Source organism: Bradyrhizobium sp. CCBAU 11357, assembly GCF_028128865.1.
Taxonomy (GTDB): domain Bacteria; phylum Pseudomonadota; class Alphaproteobacteria; order Rhizobiales; family Xanthobacteraceae; genus Bradyrhizobium.
This window is the reverse complement of record NZ_LBJW01000004.1, coordinates 126,796-143,459: the sequence shown is the minus strand read 5'-3', so window position 1 is coordinate 143,459 and position 16,664 is coordinate 126,796. Positions and strand designations below refer to the sequence as shown.

Genomic DNA, 16,664 nt, shown 5'->3' with positions numbered 1-16,664 from the left:
CACGGTAGGGTGGGCAAAGCGAAGCGTGCCCACCATTCCCGACCGTACCAACGGCTCGTGGGCACGGCACTTCGCGCCTTTGCCCACCCTACGAGACTGTTCGGAGAGCTCCCCGGTAACCCCGCATTAACCCTTTTTTTGCCCAAATCGGCGATCTCAGTGACGGTTTGGCTGCAAAGTCCAAGTTACGGCCCAGTTTAAGTCTCTGTTGACCACACCTTTGGGCCAACGCCCTCGTGATCCCCGCTCGGGTTGCGACCACATGACCCAGAGGTTAGAATTTTAATCAATGGCTTCAGGGCATAAGCGCTGGAGCGGGGTCTGACCGGGCCCGTCTCGGCGGGTCGGTTTTCCGGTCGGATTGCGCTTCGGAAGAATTGGGGTTTGCGCTTCAATGCCCGGCACGGTGTGGGGTCCATCTTGATTTCTCGTTCGCTTGCTCGCGCGCTCTTGGCTTCGGTTGCGCTGATGACGGCCGGCGTTCTGCTGTCCGGCTGCGACACCGATCAGGTCTCGCTCGCAACCAATGCCAAGGCCAATCAGCCGGTGCCGCCGAAGCTGATCGCCGCGATGGCCGAGAAGGACATGGACCTGCAATCGCCGATCCTGGTCCGCCTGTTCAAGCAGGAGGCCGAGCTCGAGGTCTGGAAGCAGACCCGCAACGGCCAGTTCGCGCTGCTCAAGACCTATCCGATCTGCCGCTGGTCGGGCGATCTCGGCCCCAAGGTGCGCGAGGGCGACCGCCAGGCGCCGGAAGGATTCTACTCGATCAACCCGGGCCAGATGAATCCGCAATCGGCGTATTACCTCTCGTTCAACACCGGCTATCCCAACGCCTTCGACAAGGCGCTGGGCCGCACCGGCTCGCAGCTGATGGTGCACGGCGACTGCTCTTCGCGCGGTTGCTACGCGATGACGGACGAGCAGATCGCGGAGATCTATTCGCTCGGCCGCGAGTCCTTCTTCGGCGGCCAGAAGGCGTTCCAGTTGCAGGCCTATCCGTTCAAGATGACGCCGGTGAACATGGCCAAGCACCGGAACAATCCGAACATGGCCTTCTGGAAGATGATCAAGGAAGGCTATGATCATTTCGAGGTGACGCGGCAGGAGCCGAAGGTCGATTTTTGCGAGAAGAAGTACGTCTTCGATGCCGCAAAGCCCGCGGATGCCAAGCGCGATCCGGTGTTCGACGCCTCGGCCAAGTGCCCGGCCTATGTGATCCCCGAGGAGATCGCCAGCGCCGTGCGCGAGAAGCAGGCCAAGGACGAAACCGAATACGCAAGGCTGGTCGCCAAGGGCACGCCGGTGGCGCGCATGAACACCGGCATCGATGGCGGCATGAACAAGGTGTTCGCCGCCAAGATTCCGGAAGGCTCGACCGGCTTGTCCGAGGGCGCCGAAGGCACCACGCTGCAGATGCTGGCGATGGCGAAGGCGCCGGGCACGATCCCCGGCCACGTCAATCCGCCCAAGCCGAACTTCGATGCGGTGGCAAGCGCACCTGCGCCGCGGGACGAGCCGGTGGTCGCCGCCAGCGCCCCTGCCTCAAGCACCCGCGTCGCCGCAGCAGCTCCGAGCGAGAAATCCGGCGGCTTCTTCTCCAATCTCGGCCGCAAGATGGGGCTCGGTACCGCCGATACCACCGCAACCACGACGCCGGCGCCGCAGGCGACCGCCTCCATGGCCCCGGCCGCTCAGACGTCCACGACGCCGGCGACGGCCGCCTCGCGACTCAAGGCCGCCGTGACTCGCTTCGTGCCGGGGCAGGACAAGTCCAAGGATTCAGTAAAGGAAGCGGCGAAGGATACGCCGAAGCCGGCCGTTGCGGCCGCCAAGCCTGCCGAGCCGCCGAAGCCAGACGCCCGCCTTGCCGCAACGCGCCCGGCGCTGAAGCCGTCGGTCTCGGACGGCGCGGGTGACAATGCCCCGATGATGGCCGGCGCCGCGCCGGTGGTGCAGTCGAACTCGTTCGACAGCCGGTTCTCTGCGGTGAAGTAAGGCACGCCACTTCGGATAAATAAAAATTCTCTTTACCCGAACCCCCGAAACACCCTATCCTCCCGCCCATCTCATCCCTCCGGAAGGGGCGGGTCGCGATCGTCACGGTTCGTGGGGTGGGTTGCGGTGGACGCGGGCGGCGTTGGCGCCAGAGGCGGTCGCAGGGCGGGTAGTCCCCGTGAGCGATCAGCGGGCGTGGTACGACGGCGCTGCCGTGCCCTTGCGAGGCCGAAAGGCGAAGCAGGGCCAGCGTACGGCAAAATCGTGTGGTCCTGGCGCCCGCAGGCTGGCGTCAAGTCTCCGCGGTGGTGTGGGTGCCCGACCGGGTTGCCTACATCAGCGATCTGGCGAGGCGACGGGGGCAAAAGTGCAACGCTCCCCGGGGAGAGCGCGACATAAGCCGTCAAACCACTGCGCAGGGAAGGCCGGTTATCGGGCTGCACCTGTGTCTCCCCTGTGAGCGTCTACTTACGCATCATGCACAGGGGCTCGCGGGTGCCAGCCGGTACCCGGCCTTCCCTGCGCCCTTCCGACTCGAAGGGGCGCCAGAAGCTAAGCAAAACCCGGGCGCAATGCGCTGCGGGATCGCGATGTCACGTTCGGTTGTTTGACAATTGAATCGGGGATTCGACGCCACCACCAGTCTCCGCTGTCATTCCCCGCGAAAGCGGGGAATCCAGTATTCCAGAGGCCGTCGTTATCGATCGAGAGGCCGCGGCGTACTGGATGCCCCGCTTTCGCGAAGCATGACAGGCGAGGTCGATGTGAGAGCGCTTCACGCGCCTCCCTATGGCGCCAGATAGCGCATCAGCTCCGGATTGCCCCGCACCTCGCCCGCTTCGCCCTGCAGCGCGACGCGGCCGCGGTCGAGCACATAGGCGTAGTCGGCGACGCGGAGCGCGAGGTCGAGGTGCTGCTCGACGATGATGACGGCGATGGTCTTGGCGAGTTCGATCAGGCGCTCGGTGATCTCCTCGATGACGCCGATCCAGACGCCTTCGGTCGGCTCGTCCAGCAGCAGCAGTTTTGGATCGCCCAGCATGGCGCGGCCGATCGCGAGCATCTTGCGCTCGCCGCCGGAGAGCGTGCCGGCGGGCTGGTCGAGGCGCTGGCCGAGCTTCGGGAAGATGGCCAGCACGCGGTCGATTGCGGATGCGTCCTTGCTGGCGAGCGAGCCGACCGCGAGATTGTCGCGCACCGACAGGCGCGCGAATACCGAATGCTCCTGCGGGACGTAGCCGATGCCGGCGCGGACGCGCTCCTGGGTGGCGCGGCGACTGATGTCACGGCCATCGAAGGCGACCTCGCCCTTCCATGCCGGCAGCTCGCCGACGATGGTCTTCATCAGCGTGGTCTTGCCGGCGCCGTTGCGGCCGAGAACGGCGACGCCGCCGCGCCAGGGAATGCCGAGGTTGACGTCGAACAGGACCTGGCTGCGGCCGTAGCCGGCGTCGAGATGCTTGATGTCCAAAAATTCAGGCACGGCGCAGATAGATCTCCTGGACGGATGTGTTGGCCTGGATCTCGGACACCGTGCCTGTTGCCAGCACCCTGCCCTGGTCGAGCACGGTGAGGCGGTCGCAGATGTCGCGGATGAAATCGAGGTCGTGCTCGACGATGACGAGCGAGCAATGTTTTTTGATCGGCTGCAGCAGCTCGCCGGTGACGCGGCGCTCCTCCAGGCTCATGCCGCCAGTGGGCTCGTCGAGCAGCAGGAGCTTCGGCTTGCCGGCAAGCGCCATTGCGATCTCCAGCCATTGCTGCTGACCGTGCGACAGCGCGGCGGCCGCATCGAAGGCGCGGTCGGCGAGGCGGAACTGCCTCAGCATGGTCATGACCTGATCGTGCAGCGCGCCGCGCGTGCGCGAGAACACGAGGTCGAACAGCGAGCACTGCGCCTGCAGCGCGAGCAGGATGTTGTCGTAGAGCGTCAGCGACGGCAGCACGGACGTGATCTGGAATTTCAGGCTCATGCCGGCGCGGGCGCGCTCGGTCGGCGTGAACGCGGTGATATCGGTGTTGACGAAGGACACCTTGCCTTGGGTCGGCACTTCGGCGCCGGCGATGCACTTCATCAATGTGCTCTTGCCCGAGCCGTTCGGGCCGATCAGGCCGTGAAACTCGTTCACGCCGACCGTGAGGGCCGCGCCGTCGAGCGCGGTGAGCTTGCCGAAGACTTTCTTGATACCCGCGGCTTCAAGGAGCATTGTGCTTCTCCTTGATCCGGGAGCCGAAGCTGCCGACCCGTTCGCGCTCGCCAAGGACAAAACTGATCAGGCCGAGCGGCCGGAACAGGATCACGAGCAGGAGCAGCAGGCCGAGGATGATCGGCCAGATGTCGCGGTAGTTGTCCGAGAGCCAGAAGCTGACGCCCTCGACGATCACGGTGCCGATGACGGCGCCGATCAGCGTGCCGGAGCCGCCGAACAGGACGTAAAGCACGACCTGGGTCGAAACCACGACGCCGACCATGTTGGGCCAGACGAAACCTTCGTGAAAGGCATAGAGGCTGCCGGCGAGACCGGCGATGGCCCCGCCGATGGTGAAGATGATCGCTTTCAGGTGCTGCGCCTTGTAGCCGAAGAAGGCGATGCGCTGCTCGTTCTCGCGCAGGCCTGCGAGCGCCAGACCGAACTGCGAGCGCACCAGGAAGCGGCAGAGCAGATAGACCACGACGAGGATGCCGAGCACGAGATAATAGAAGGCCGGTCCTTCCGTGAAGTCGTAAGACCCAAGCGACATCGGCGCGATCGAGGGGATGCCGTTCTGGCCGCCGAGATAATACCAGCCGCGCGCCAGACGATCGGCGGCGTAGGAGCCGGTCAGCGTGCCCAGCGAGACGAAGATCACGCTGGAGGGGTGCCGTCCCAGCAGCAGGAAGCCGCCGAGCAGCAGCGCGAAGGTGAGGCCGATCAGCGTGCCCGCCGGCAGCACCAGGAAGATGTTGGTGATGCCGAGGTCGCGCGCGAGCAGGGCGACGCCGTAGCCGGCCGAGCCGAAGAACAGGGCCTGGCCGAAGCTCATGATGCCGGCATAGCCCCAGACCAGGTCGAACGACAGCGCGAACAGCGCGAGGATGACCACGCGCGTCGCGAATACCGTGAGATAGTCCTGCAGCACCAGCGGCGCGAACAGCGCCGCAACGAGCACAATGCCCTCGACGATGGGCAGGATTTTTCGTCCTGCCTTGACGCGGCCATTGGCCTGTTCCGCCGCTGCGCCTTCAGCCATCGCACCATCCGCTTCGTCGTCCGCGTCGGCGACGATGGCCTCTCTTACCACACTCATCGGCTTCAGCATTCCGAGTTAAACATCGTGAGAGTCAGCCACGTTAATGACGGCGGGTTCACTCTCCCCAGCGGGGAGAGTGAAGATTCAGCATTCCTTGGGATCGACGAGACCGTTGCTGCGCCCGACGATCTCGTAGTTTCCGCTCTTGGCGACGGCGGTGTACATCTTCATCTTGCAGTGCCGCTTGCCGGGGACCATCTCGGCGGGTCCGCCCGGACCTTCGGCGATCTTGGCGTGGTCGAGCGCTGCGGCGACCGAGTCGCGGTCGATCTTGCCCGCTTCCTTCACTGCGGCTTCCCACAGCTTGAGGCCGCGATAGGTGCCGGTGGCGGCACTGCCGGCCGCGAACAGGAAGTTGCCCGGGAAATCCTTCTCATAGGCCGCCTGGATCTTGGCGTCGAACGGGTTCTCCTTGGTCAGCACCTTGAAATAATCGAGGCAGCTGGCGAGGCCCTCGATTTCGGCAGCCTGGTTGATGTTGAGCGTGTTCTCGTCATAGTAGACGCAAGCGAGACGTCCGCCGTTCTTGAGGAAACCGGCTTCATAGAGCTGCTTGAAGAACGGTCCGACGCCGGGCGGGATGACGGTGTTGAAGACGACGTCGACCTTGTTGGAGATGATGCGGTTGACGGTCGCGGAGAAGTCGACCTGGTCGAGTGGGTAATATTCCTCGAACACGACCTCGCCGCCACTCGCCTCGATCACCTTGCGGGCGTAGACATTGAGGGTATGCGGCCAGACATAGTTGGCGCTAGGCAGCGCGAACTTCTTGCCGCCGTTCTTGATCAGCCAGGGGATGAACTCGTCGCATTGCTGCGCCGGGGTCGGGCCGGTGCAGAACAGATAGGGCGTGCACTCCTTGCCTTCGTAGAGCTGCGGATAGATGTAGAGCGTCTTGCCGCGCGCCACGATCGGGTCCTTGATCGCGTTGCGCATCGACGAGGTGATGCCGCCCAGAACCATGTCGACCTTGTCGCGCTGGATCAGCTTGCGGACGTTGCCGACGGCGACGGATTCGTTGGATGCGGTGTCCTCGATGTAGAGCTCGAGCGGGCGGCCGAGCAGGCCGCCGGCTCCGTTGATCTCCTTGATCACCATTTTCGCGACGTTGGCATCGGCGTTGCCGGCATAGGCGATCGGGCCGGTGAGGTCGGTGGCGATGCCGACCTTGATCGGCGTCTCGGCCGCATTGGCCCAGGGCGCCGGGATCACCCAGCTGCCGACGCCGGTTGCGACCGCGCCCGATGCAAAGGCGAAATTGGAGAGAAAGCGGCGGCGTGAAAGCTGCGTACGATCGAACATGACTAAACCCCTTTTCCAGCGATGAGACCTTGCGGACGGAATTTGATGAAGACGATGGCAAGGACGAAGACGAGGACGTCGGCGACGACGGGCGCCATCACCCAGGGCAGCGCCGCGCTCAGCGTGCCGATGACGCCGGCGCCGGCGACCGGGCCGATGAAGGAGCCGACGCCGCCGACCATGACCGCGACGAAGCCCTGGATCAGGAAGCGCAGGCCAAGATCGGCAAACAGGCTGAACACCGGCACGATCAGCGCGCCGGCAAGGCCGGCGAGCGCCGCGCCAAAGGCAAAGGTGGCGCCGTAGATCAGCGGCGTTGAGATGCCCGAGGCACGCGCCAGCGACGGGTTCTCCAGCGTCGCCCGCACGCGCAGGCCGAAGCTGGTGCGCGACAGCAGCAGATAGCAGAGGCCCATCACCAGCAGCGTGATGACGATGATGGTGAAGCGCCAGGCCGAGATGTGCATGGCGCCGATGTCAATCGAGCCGCCGATCGGCTCCGGCACGGTCAGATAGAAGCCGCCGATCAGCCCGCGAACGATCTCGCGGATGATCAGGCCGAGCGCATAGGTGCCGAGCATGGCAACGATCGGCGCGGCGTAGAATCGCCGGATGATCAGCGCCTCCAGCACGAAGCCGAGAGCGCCGACCACGAAGGGCGCTGCCACCATGCCCGCCCAGATCGGCAGGCCCTTGGCATAAGCGAGATAGGTGATGTACGCCCCGAGCAGGACGAACTCGCCCTGCGCGAAGTTGAAGATGCCCATCATGCTGGCGATGATCCCGAGCCCCAGCACGATCAGGACGATGATCGCACCGAAGCTCAGGATTTCGAACGCTGCGACGAACGCGTTAGCCATGTGGTGGTGTTCCGTTCGTCTGGACTAGTCCCTCGTTCACATCTTCTTCCAGTCGCCGATCTGCTCGAAGGCATGGGCGGCGCGGTAGATGGTGGATTCCTCGAACATGCGGCCGACCAGCATCAGGCCGACCGGCAGGCCGTCGACCATGCCGCAGGGCAGCGACATCGCGGGATGATGGGTGATGTCGAACGGCGCGGTGTTCGAGATCATCTCGAGCGCACGGGCGACGTAGTCCTCGCGGCTGGCATTGGGCTCCGGCAGCTTGGTCGCCTTCATCGGCGTGGTCGGCATCAGCAGCAGATCGTAATCCGCAAAGGCCTTGTCATAGGCCGCCGTCAGCCGGCGCGAGATGTTGAGCGCCTTGCCGTAGAAGCGTGGACCGAAATTGTTGTTGATGTAGGTGCCGAGCATCATGAACAGCTTCGTGGTCTCGGACAGCGAGTCGGCCTGCCGGCGCCAGCCGCGATGGAAATCCATCAGCGAGGTCGAATAGAGATCGCCGCGGCTGAGGCCGTAGCCATCGCCGAACATCATGGTCTGGGTCAGGCCTTCGGTGCCGATCGGAGTCCAGATCGCTCCGCCCATGAGGTGCATCGGAATCGAGACGGTCTCGACAGTGGCGCCCAGATCCTTGAAGCGCTTTGCGGCCTCGCGCACGCTTTCGTTCACCGCAGACTCGGCGGTCGGCTGCTCGAAACCCTCCTTGAGGATGCCGATCTTCATGCCCTTGACGCCCTGGCCGAGCGCCTTGGTGTATTCCTCGACCTTCGGGGCCTTGATCCTGGGATCGTAGCCGTCGTCACCGGCGAGCACTTCGAGCAACAGGGCGTTGTCGGCGACGGTCGCGGTCATCGGGCCGGTGTGATCGACATAGATCTCGATCGGCATGATGCCGGTGTAGGGAACGAGGCCCCAGGTCGGCTTCATGCCGTAAATGCCGCAGAACGACGACGGCATGCGGATCGAGCCGCCCTGGTCGCCGCCGATCGCCATGTCGACCTCGCCGAGCGCGACCACGACGCCCGATCCCGACGACGAGCCGCCGGCCGAGTAGCCCATCTTGTGCGGATTGTGTACCGGCCCGTAGGAGCCGGTGTGGCTGCCGCCGGACAGGCAGAAATGCTCGCAATGCACCTTGCCCTTGATCTCGGCGCCGGCATCCAGCATGCGCGTGACGATGGTGGCGTCGAAATCGGGCACATAGCCTTCCAGCGTCGACGAGCCGTTGGTCATGGGCACGCCAGCCAGCATGATGTTGTCCTTCAGTGCAACGGTCTTGCCCTTGAGCTTGCCGCTGGCGGCGCCCTTCACGGTCGACTTGCGATACCAGGCATTGCGCGGGTTCTCTTCGGCCGAGGGCCGATAGCCCGGCGTGCGCGGATATTTCACCTCGGGCAATTCGTCTGGCATCGCGGCAACGAGATTGTAGGCTTCGATCGAGCCCTGCATGAGACCGCGGAACGAGGCGACGTCATCATCGGTGAGCGAAAGTCCGCACTGCTCGGCGACACTGCGAAGTTGGGCTGGCGTGGGAAGGGCAACTGTCACGGCGCTCTCCTTGAAGGCTTCTTGATCCCTGGCATTGGACGGAAGCCTCTCGCTCGCGCCTTCACGGCGCGGGCCAACCGGCTTCACATCGATATTACAGACGGAAATATTTTCCTTTTCAAGTATTATTTCGCAAGTCCGCTGCGGCGTATCTGCAGGCGCCTCTCAAAGCGTCTTGATGATCCTGAAGTCGAGACCGTCGGCTTCAGCGAGGTACATCGGCATCTCGGCACGGCCGTCGCGAAGCGTTACGGGACCGCGACCCGCCGAGTAGACGGTGTTCCGCGCGGCCTTCAGCAGCGGACGAAAGGCCAATGATCCGGCACGGTTGGCGACGGATTCCAGGAAGCGCAGCCCCTCATAGTTCGACTGACCGACGGAGCCGACCGGCGGCGCGTTGGCACCGAACATGGAATAATAGGCACCGAGGAACTCGTCATTGGCGCGCGAGACCAGGCCGTTGAAATAGCCGGAGGCGCAGAACAGATTCTCGGTGTTGTCGGCGCCGATGCCGAGCAGCACGGTCTCGTCCATCGCACCTGCAAGCCGCAGCGTCGAGGTGGCAAGGCCCGCTTCGGCGAAGGCGCGGTTGAAGGTGATGCTGTCGGTGCCGATCAGCGAGATCAGCACCACATCCGGCTTGGCGGCACGGATGCGCGCCAGATGCGGCTCGTGATTGTCCTCGCCTACGGGTACGAACTCCTCGCCGACGACCTGGCCGCCCGCCTCCTTGATGTAGCGCTTGACCGCGCGATGCGACTGCCAGGGCCAGACGTAATCACTGCCGATCAGGTACCAGCGCGCCGCCTTCTTGACGTCCGCGAGCCAATGGATCGCCGGCCGGCTCTGCCAGCGCGGCGTCTCACCGATCGCCATGACGCCCGGCGTGCGCTCGCCGCCCTCATAGACAGGCGTGTAGATGTAGGGGATGCGGTTGCCGGTGACCTTGCGCAGCGCGACGCGGACTGCGCTGATATGCGAGCCCATGATGAGGTCGACCTCGTCGAGTGCAATCGCCTGCTCGGCACGGCGCACCACCTCCTCGATCGGTCCGCCGGAATCGTAGATCGACAGTTCGAGCTCGCGGCCGAGAATGCCGCCGCGCTTGTTGATCTCGGCAACCGCCAGCATCGCGCTGTTGGTGGAGGTCGGGCCCCAGATCCCGGGCGAGCCGGTGAAGGTGAGGAAATTGCCGATGCGCAGCTTGCTGCGCGCGCCGCGCCGCCTCATGAAATGCGCATCGACCGGAGACAGGTCGAAATCCGCCGCCGATGACGACAAATTCCTGAACAGCAAGGACGGCGGCAACGCCGGACCGCCGTGAGCCGGGAAGTTTACCGTCGCGTGCACGCCAACTCCTGTCTGAGACCAGACTTGAAAGCACATTGAGCAGGCGGCCGCGGCTTCCGCCCTTTTGTTGGGCAATGATCCTATTTTGAAAATATTGAATATTCAAGAATTGAAGTGCATATAGATGCAGCATTGTTTGCAAGACATTCACTCATTTGGGTCAAGACGAAGTCTTAGCCGTGGCAAAACCGTCGAAAGAAAACTCCCCGATCACCGAACATCTCGCCTACCTGCTCGCGCAAGCCAACCGGGAGATCAACCGGCAGCTCGAATTGCGGTTGAGCAAGGAAGGCGTGCCGGTCGAGCAATGGCGCATCCTGAAAGTGCTGTCGGACGGCGAAGGCCATTCGATGGGCGAGCTTGCTGACGCCGTGCTGCTCAACCATCCGACGCTGACCAAGATGATCGACCGCATGGTCTCCGACACGCTGGTCTATCGCGTGCAGGACCCGAACGACCGCCGCAAGGTGCTGATGTTCATCTCCGACCGCGGCAAGGTGCTGTGCAAGAAGCTCAACTCGCTCGCGGTCGACCAGGAGGAGCACATCCTGGAGAGCTACGGCGACAAATCGACGAGCGAATTGAAGCGGCTGCTGGAGAGCTTGATCGATAGCTCGAATTGAGGGGCGCGGCTCTCGCCTGAGAGTAACGCAACCAGCCGACGATCTGGCGCGCGCTTTGCGCCACGCCCATAGCTGTCATCGCCGGATCAAAATCGAGCGATCCAGTATTCCAGAGACGGATGTGATTGGGCCGAGGAGCCGCGGCGTACCGGGTCGCCCGGTCGAGCCGGACGACGACAGTGGAGAATGAGGCGCGAGAATCGCGCCTCGCGCCCGCGTAGCTAGCCGCTAAGCATACCGCCCGTGGCAGTGCTTGTACTTCTTGCCGGAACCGCACGGGCAGTCCTCGTTGCGGCCGACCTTGCCCCAGCTCGTCGGGTTTTTCGGATCGCGCAGCGCAGCGTCGGTAGCCTGGGCGCCGAGGGTGACGCTGGCGAGGGCCATCTCATCTTCGCCGGTGTTCGGATCGAACTTGTGCGCCTCCATCGGCGGCAGCACCGGGGCTTCCTGCTCCGGCGGGACGATCTCGACGCGCATCAGCTGCGCCGTGACCGCCTCACGCAAGTGAGCGCTCATCTCCTGGAAGAGATTGAAGGCTTCGGTCTTGTACTCCTGCAAGGGATCGCGCTGGCCGTAGCCGCGCAGGCCGATGACCTGGCGCAGATGGTCGAGCATGATCAGGTGCTCGCGCCAGAGATGGTCGAGCGTCTGCAAGAGGATGGTCTTCTCGACGTAACGCATCACGTCGGGACCCCATTGCGCGACCTTCGCCGCCATGTGCTCGTCGGCCTTGGTCTCGATGCGGTTGAGCAGCTCCTCGTCGGCGATGCCCTCTTCCTTGGCCCATTCGTCGACCGGCAGGTCGAGATCGAGCACGCGCTTCAATTCGTCCTTCAAACCCGCGACGTCCCACTGCTCGGCATAAGCATGCTCGGGCACGTGCTTGGCGACGAGGTCGTCGATGAAGGCGTGGCGCATGTCGGCGACCGTCTCAGCGACGCTCTCGTCCTTCATCAGCTCGACGCGCTGATCGAAGATCACCTTGCGCTGGTCGTTCTGGACGTTGTCGAACTTCAACAGGTTCTTGCGGATGTCGAAGTTGCGCGCCTCGACCTTCTGCTGCGCCTTCTCCAGCGCCTTGTTGATCCAGGGATGGATGATGGCCTCGCCCTCTTGCAGGCCGAGACGCTGCAGCATGCTGTCGAGGCGATCCGAGCCGAAGATGCGCATCAGATCGTCTTCCAGCGACAGGAAGAACTTCGAGCGGCCGGGGTCGCCCTGACGGCCGGAACGGCCGCGCAGCTGGTTGTCGATGCGGCGGGATTCGTGGCGCTCGGAGCCGATGATGTAGAGGCCGCCGGGCTTCTTCACGGTCTTGGCGGGCTTGCTTCCCTTGGCCGGCTCTACCTCGACGGTCTCCTCGGCCTTCAGCACGATGTCGCGGAAATGCTCGATGTCGGCCTTGATCTGCTCGATCTTCTTGGCCTTCTCGGCTTCGTCGGTGATGCCGGCCGTTTCCTGCTGGATGCGCATCTCCAGGGAGCCGCCGAGCTTGATGTCGGTGCCGCGGCCGGCCATGTTGGTGGCGATCGTGATCGCGCCGGGCACGCCGGCCTCGGCGACGATATAGGCTTCCTGCTCGTGGAAGCGCGCGTTCAGCACCGCGAACAGCTTGGCCGGCTTGCCGGCGCGGGCGGCGGCATAGAGCTTGTCGAGCGCGCCCTCCTTGCCGAAATCGATCTGCTTGTAGCCGTTCTTCTTGAGGAATTCGGCCAGCACTTCCGACTTCTCGATCGAGGCGGTACCGACCAGCACCGGCTGCAGCCGCGCATTGGCCCGCTCGATCTCGGCGAGGATGGCCTGATATTTTTCCTTGTGGGTGCGATAGACCTCGTCGTCCTCGTCGAGGCGCGCAATCGACAGATTGGTCGGGATCTCCACGACCTCGAGCTTATAGATGTCGAACAATTCATCCGCTTCGGTCGCGGCGGTGCCGGTCATGCCCGCCAGCTTCTCGTACATGCGGAAGTAGTTCTGGAAGGTGATCGAGGCCAGCGTCTGGTTCTCGGGCTGAACCTGGACGTGCTCCTTGGCTTCCAGCGCCTGGTGCAGGCCTTCCGAATAGCGGCGGCCCGGCATCATGCGGCCGGTGAATTCGTCGATGATGACGACCTCGTTGTCGCGGACGATGTAGTCCTTGTCGCGCGTGAACAGCGTGTGGGCGCGCAGGGCCTGGTTGATGTGGTGCACGACGGAGACGTTCTCGACGTCGTAGAGCGATTCGCCCTTGAGCTGGCCGGCATCGCGCAGCAGCGTCTCGATCTTCTCCATGCCGCCTTCGGTCAGCGTCACCGTGCGCTGCTTCTCGTCGACCTCGTAGTCGGCTTTGTCGAGCTTGGGCAGGAAGCCGTCGATGGTGTTGTAGAAGTCGGAGCGATCGTCGAGCGGACCGGAGATGATCAGCGGCGTGCGCGCTTCGTCGATCAGGATGGAGTCGACCTCGTCGACGATGGCGAAGAAGTGCGGCCGCTGGACCATGTCCTCGAGCCGGTACTTCATGTTGTCGCGGAGATAGTCGAAGCCGTATTCGTTGTTGGTGCCGTAGGTGATGTCGCAGGCATAGGCCGCCTTGCGCTCGGCATCGTCGAGGCCGTGCACGATGACGCCGGTGGTCATGCCGAGGAAACTGTAGATCTGACCCATCCAGCCGGAGTCGCGGCGGGCGAGGTAGTCGTTGACGGTGACGACGTGGACGCCCTTGCCGGCGAGAGCGTTCAGATACACCGCAAGCGTTGCGACCAGCGTCTTGCCTTCGCCGGTCTTCATCTCGGCGATGTCGCCCTCGTGCAGCACCATGCCGCCGATCAGCTGGACGTCGAAATGCCGCTGGCCGAGCGTGCGCTTGGCGGCCTCGCGTACGGTGGCGAAGGCGGGGACCAGCAAGTCGTCGAGCGTCTTGCCGTTCGCGAGCTGCTGCTTGAATTCCGCGGTGCGGGCCTTGAGTGCCTCGTCGGAGAGCTTGGCGAGCTCAGGCTCCAGCGCGTTGATCGCGTTGACGCGGGACTGATATCCCTTCACCCGCCGGTCGTTGGCGGAGCCGAAAAACTTGCGGGCGAGCGCGCCGATCATGCCTAGTTCCTGTGTTCGCGATATAACCGCGTTGGGCCCAAGAAGTTGTTCCCCGCCTGCCTATCAACTCACCGTGACGCTTCGCGGCGTCAGAGCCCGGACCGCGGGGTCATCCGCCATATGGGTGGGAATTGGGCAAGTCTGGGTTCAACAACCAAAAACGCAGCAAAATAAACGCCATCGCCATGGTCGCGACCGGGCAGAGATATGGCCCGGTCAGGGCCTTGTCAACGGCGGGCGCATTGCGGCTAATTCATCATTTTGACAGACTTTTCGCGTTGCCAAGCCCCCCTGATTGGGCGAGTGTCCGCCCCGCTCGAGCAGCCCCCTGCTTCAACATAAGGATTTTCCATGACCGCCTCGTTCCCGGTAATCACCGGCCAGCGCTTCCGCAACGCGTCCGCCCTGGCTGGCAGCCTCGCCCTGGCGCTGTCCCTGGCGTTTGCGGGCCCGCTCCGGGCCGCCGATGATCCGGTGCTGGCGAAGGTCAACGGCGCGGAAATCAAGAAGAGCGACGTCACCATGGCCGAGGAGGAGCTCGGGCCGAGCCTCGCCCAGATGGACCCGGCGACCAAGGATGAGAACGTCCTTTCGTTCCTGATCGACATGAAGATCGTCAGCAAGGCTGCCGAAGACAAGAAAATCGCCGACAGCGAGGAGTTCAAGAAGCGGCTCGCCTTCGCCCGCAACCGGCTTCTGATGGACAGCCTGCTCGCCAACGAGGGCAAGGCCGCCACCACGCCGGACGCCATGAAGAAGGTCTATGAGGAGGCTTCCAAGCAGATCACCGGCGAGCAGGAGGTGCGCGCGCGCCACATCCTGGTCGAGACCGAGGACGAGGCCAAGGCGGTGAAGGCCGAGCTCGAGAGGGGCGCCGATTTCGCCGAGCTCGCCAAGAAGAAGTCCAAGGATCCGGGCTCCGCCGACGGCGGCGACCTCGGCTTCTTCACCAAGGAGCAGATGGTGCCGGAATTCTCGGCCGTGGCCTTCTCGCTGGAGCCCGGCAAGATCTCCGACCCCGTGAAGTCGCAGTTCGGCTGGCACATCATCAAGGTCGAGGAAAAGCGCAGCCGCAAGGCGCCCGATTTCGAGCAGGTCAAGGCCCAGATCGAGCAGTACGTGACCCGCAAGGCCCAGGCCGAGTATGTCGCCAAGCTGCGCACCGAAGCCAAGGTCGAGCGGCTGGACCAGCCGGCGGCGGATGCCTCCAAGGACGCCAAGCCGTCCGACAGCAAGATGGCGCCGCCGGCGAAGAAGTAAGAATTCGCTGTCACTTCGCGGACGCCAAGAGTATCTAACGTCGCAATGGCCGGGGCTCCCCCGGCCATCTGCATGTCCAGACCCTACCAAGGCGCCCGCGATGTCCTCCTCCGTCTCTCCCCTCGCCCCCAAAACCGTCCCTGATATGCCCGTGATCGCGGGCGTCCGTCTTGCGACGGCCGAAGCCGGCATCCGCTACAAGAACCGCACCGACGTGCTGCTGGCGGTGATGGACAAGGGCACTGCGGTCGCTGGCGTCTTCACCAGGTCGAAGTGCCCCTCGGCCCCGGTGGAATGGTGCCGCGCCAAGCTGAAGGGCGGCAAGGCGCGCGCGCTCGTCGTCAATTCGGGCAATGCCAACGCCTTCACCGGCAAGACCGGCCGCGCCTCGACCGCGCTGACCGCGAAGATCGCGGCGAAGGCGGTCGGCTGCAGCGAGAGCGAGATCTTCCTGGCCTCGACCGGGGTGATCGGCGAGCCGCTGGACGCCACCAAGTTCGACGGCGTGCTCGGACGCCTTGCGGAGACCGCCGCGCCCGGCGATTATCTCGCCGCGGCCAGGGCGATCATGACCACCGACACCTTCCCGAAGGTCGCGACCGCGACCGTCAAGCTCGGCAAGGCCAAGGTCACCATCAACGGCATGGCGAAGGGCGCCGGCATGATCGCGCCCGACATGGCGACGATGCTGTCCTTCATCTTCACCGATGCGCCGATCGCGCCCGCCGCGCTGCAGGCCCTGCTCAAGGCCGGCGTCGAGGACACGTTCAATACGGTGACGATCGACGGCGACACCTCGACCTCCGACACGCTGCTGTCGTTTGCGACCGGCGCTGCCGCCGCGCATGGCGCACCGAAGATCAGCCGCGCCAGCGATCCGCGCCTGAAGACCTTCGTCAAGGCCTTCAACCAGGTGCTCGCCAATCTCGCCGAGCAGGTCGCCCGCGACGGCGAAGGCGCACGCAAGCTGGTCAGGATCACCGTCGAGGGCGCCAAGACCAAGGCCTCCGCCCGCAAGATCGCGATGTCGATCGCGAACTCGCCGCTGGTCAAGACCGCGATCGCCGGGGAGGACGCCAATTGGGGCCGCGTGGTGATGGCCGTCGGCAAGGCCGGCGAGCCGGCCGATCGCGACAAGCTCTCGATCTCCTTCAACGGCATCCGCGTCGCCAAGAGCGGCGCGCGCGATCCGTCCTATGACGAGGTCCAGGTGTCGGAAGCGATGAAGGCGCCGGAGATCGCGATTCTGGTCTCGCTCGGCCTCGGCAAGGGCCGCGACCGCGTCATGACCTGCGATCTCACCAAGGAATATGTGGCGATCAACGGGGATTACAGGTCGTAGGGCCCCACGCGTCATTCC

Annotated in this window: 12 protein-coding genes; 4 read left to right on the top strand and 8 right to left on the bottom strand. The window is 64.2% G+C overall.

The window, feature by feature from the left end:
• The first annotated feature begins 468 nt into the window (after window positions 1-468).
• Window positions 469-1,998, top strand: coding sequence for a L,D-transpeptidase family protein (locus XI05_RS00925; RefSeq protein WP_271498003.1), 1,530 nt, complete (start codon window positions 469-471; stop codon window positions 1,996-1,998).
• A 787-nt stretch (window positions 1,999-2,785) separates the two neighbouring features.
• Here XI05_RS00925 and XI05_RS00920 read toward each other — a convergent pair.
• From XI05_RS00920 to XI05_RS00890, 7 genes are all read right to left on the bottom strand, one after another.
• Window positions 2,786-3,481 carry a branched-chain amino acid ABC transporter ATP-binding protein gene (locus tag XI05_RS00920; protein ID WP_271498001.1) on the bottom strand — a complete coding sequence of 232 codons (696 nt, stop codon included), beginning with the start codon at window positions 3,479-3,481 and terminating at the stop codon, window positions 2,786-2,788.
• Complete coding sequence (locus XI05_RS00915; protein WP_271497998.1) at window positions 3,474-4,205, bottom strand: ABC transporter ATP-binding protein; 732 nt, start codon at window positions 4,203-4,205, stop codon at window positions 3,474-3,476. The genes XI05_RS00920 and XI05_RS00915 overlap by 8 nt, the downstream gene beginning before the upstream one ends.
• Window positions 4,195-5,298, bottom strand: a complete 1,104-nt coding sequence (locus XI05_RS00910; RefSeq protein WP_271497995.1) for a branched-chain amino acid ABC transporter permease — start codon at window positions 5,296-5,298, stop codon at window positions 4,195-4,197. Before XI05_RS00910 ends, XI05_RS00915 begins: the two co-directional genes overlap by 11 nt.
• A gap of 75 nt (window positions 5,299-5,373) precedes the next feature.
• The gene (locus XI05_RS00905) at window positions 5,374-6,591 is read right to left on the bottom strand and encodes a substrate-binding protein (protein ID WP_271497992.1); all 1,218 of its coding nucleotides are present in this window, start codon (window positions 6,589-6,591) and stop codon (window positions 5,374-5,376) included.
• Window positions 6,592-6,593: 2 nt separating this feature from the next.
• Window positions 6,594-7,451, bottom strand: a complete 858-nt coding sequence (locus XI05_RS00900; protein ID WP_271497989.1) for a branched-chain amino acid ABC transporter permease — start codon at window positions 7,449-7,451, stop codon at window positions 6,594-6,596.
• Window positions 7,452-7,487: 36 nt separating this feature from the next.
• The gene (locus tag XI05_RS00895; RefSeq protein WP_271497985.1) at window positions 7,488-9,002 is read right to left on the bottom strand and encodes an amidase; all 1,515 of its coding nucleotides are present in this window, start codon (window positions 9,000-9,002) and stop codon (window positions 7,488-7,490) included.
• A gap of 165 nt (window positions 9,003-9,167) precedes the next feature.
• Window positions 9,168-10,352, bottom strand: coding sequence for a substrate-binding domain-containing protein (locus tag XI05_RS00890; protein ID WP_271497982.1), 1,185 nt, complete (start codon window positions 10,350-10,352; stop codon window positions 9,168-9,170).
• Between the two features lie 179 nt (window positions 10,353-10,531).
• On the opposite strand from XI05_RS00890, the gene XI05_RS00885 reads away from it, so the two are divergent.
• Complete coding sequence (locus tag XI05_RS00885; protein WP_172786530.1) at window positions 10,532-10,975, top strand: MarR family winged helix-turn-helix transcriptional regulator; 444 nt, start codon at window positions 10,532-10,534, stop codon at window positions 10,973-10,975.
• A gap of 228 nt (window positions 10,976-11,203) precedes the next feature.
• On the opposite strand, the gene secA is transcribed toward XI05_RS00885, so the two are convergent.
• A complete protein-coding gene (gene secA / locus XI05_RS00880) occupies window positions 11,204-14,044 on the bottom strand; it encodes a preprotein translocase subunit SecA (protein WP_271497979.1) in 2,841 nt (946 codons plus the stop codon).
• A gap of 351 nt (window positions 14,045-14,395) precedes the next feature.
• Between secA and XI05_RS00875 the strand changes: the two genes are divergently transcribed.
• Both XI05_RS00875 and argJ read left to right on the top strand, forming a co-directional pair.
• On the top strand, window positions 14,396-15,304 hold the full coding sequence (locus XI05_RS00875; protein ID WP_271497975.1) for a peptidylprolyl isomerase: 909 nt from the start codon (window positions 14,396-14,398) through the stop codon (window positions 15,302-15,304).
• A 100-nt stretch (window positions 15,305-15,404) separates the two neighbouring features.
• Complete coding sequence (gene argJ / locus XI05_RS00870; RefSeq protein ID WP_271497972.1) at window positions 15,405-16,646, top strand: bifunctional glutamate N-acetyltransferase/amino-acid acetyltransferase ArgJ; 1,242 nt, start codon at window positions 15,405-15,407, stop codon at window positions 16,644-16,646.
• Window positions 16,647-16,664: the final 18 nt, after the last annotated feature.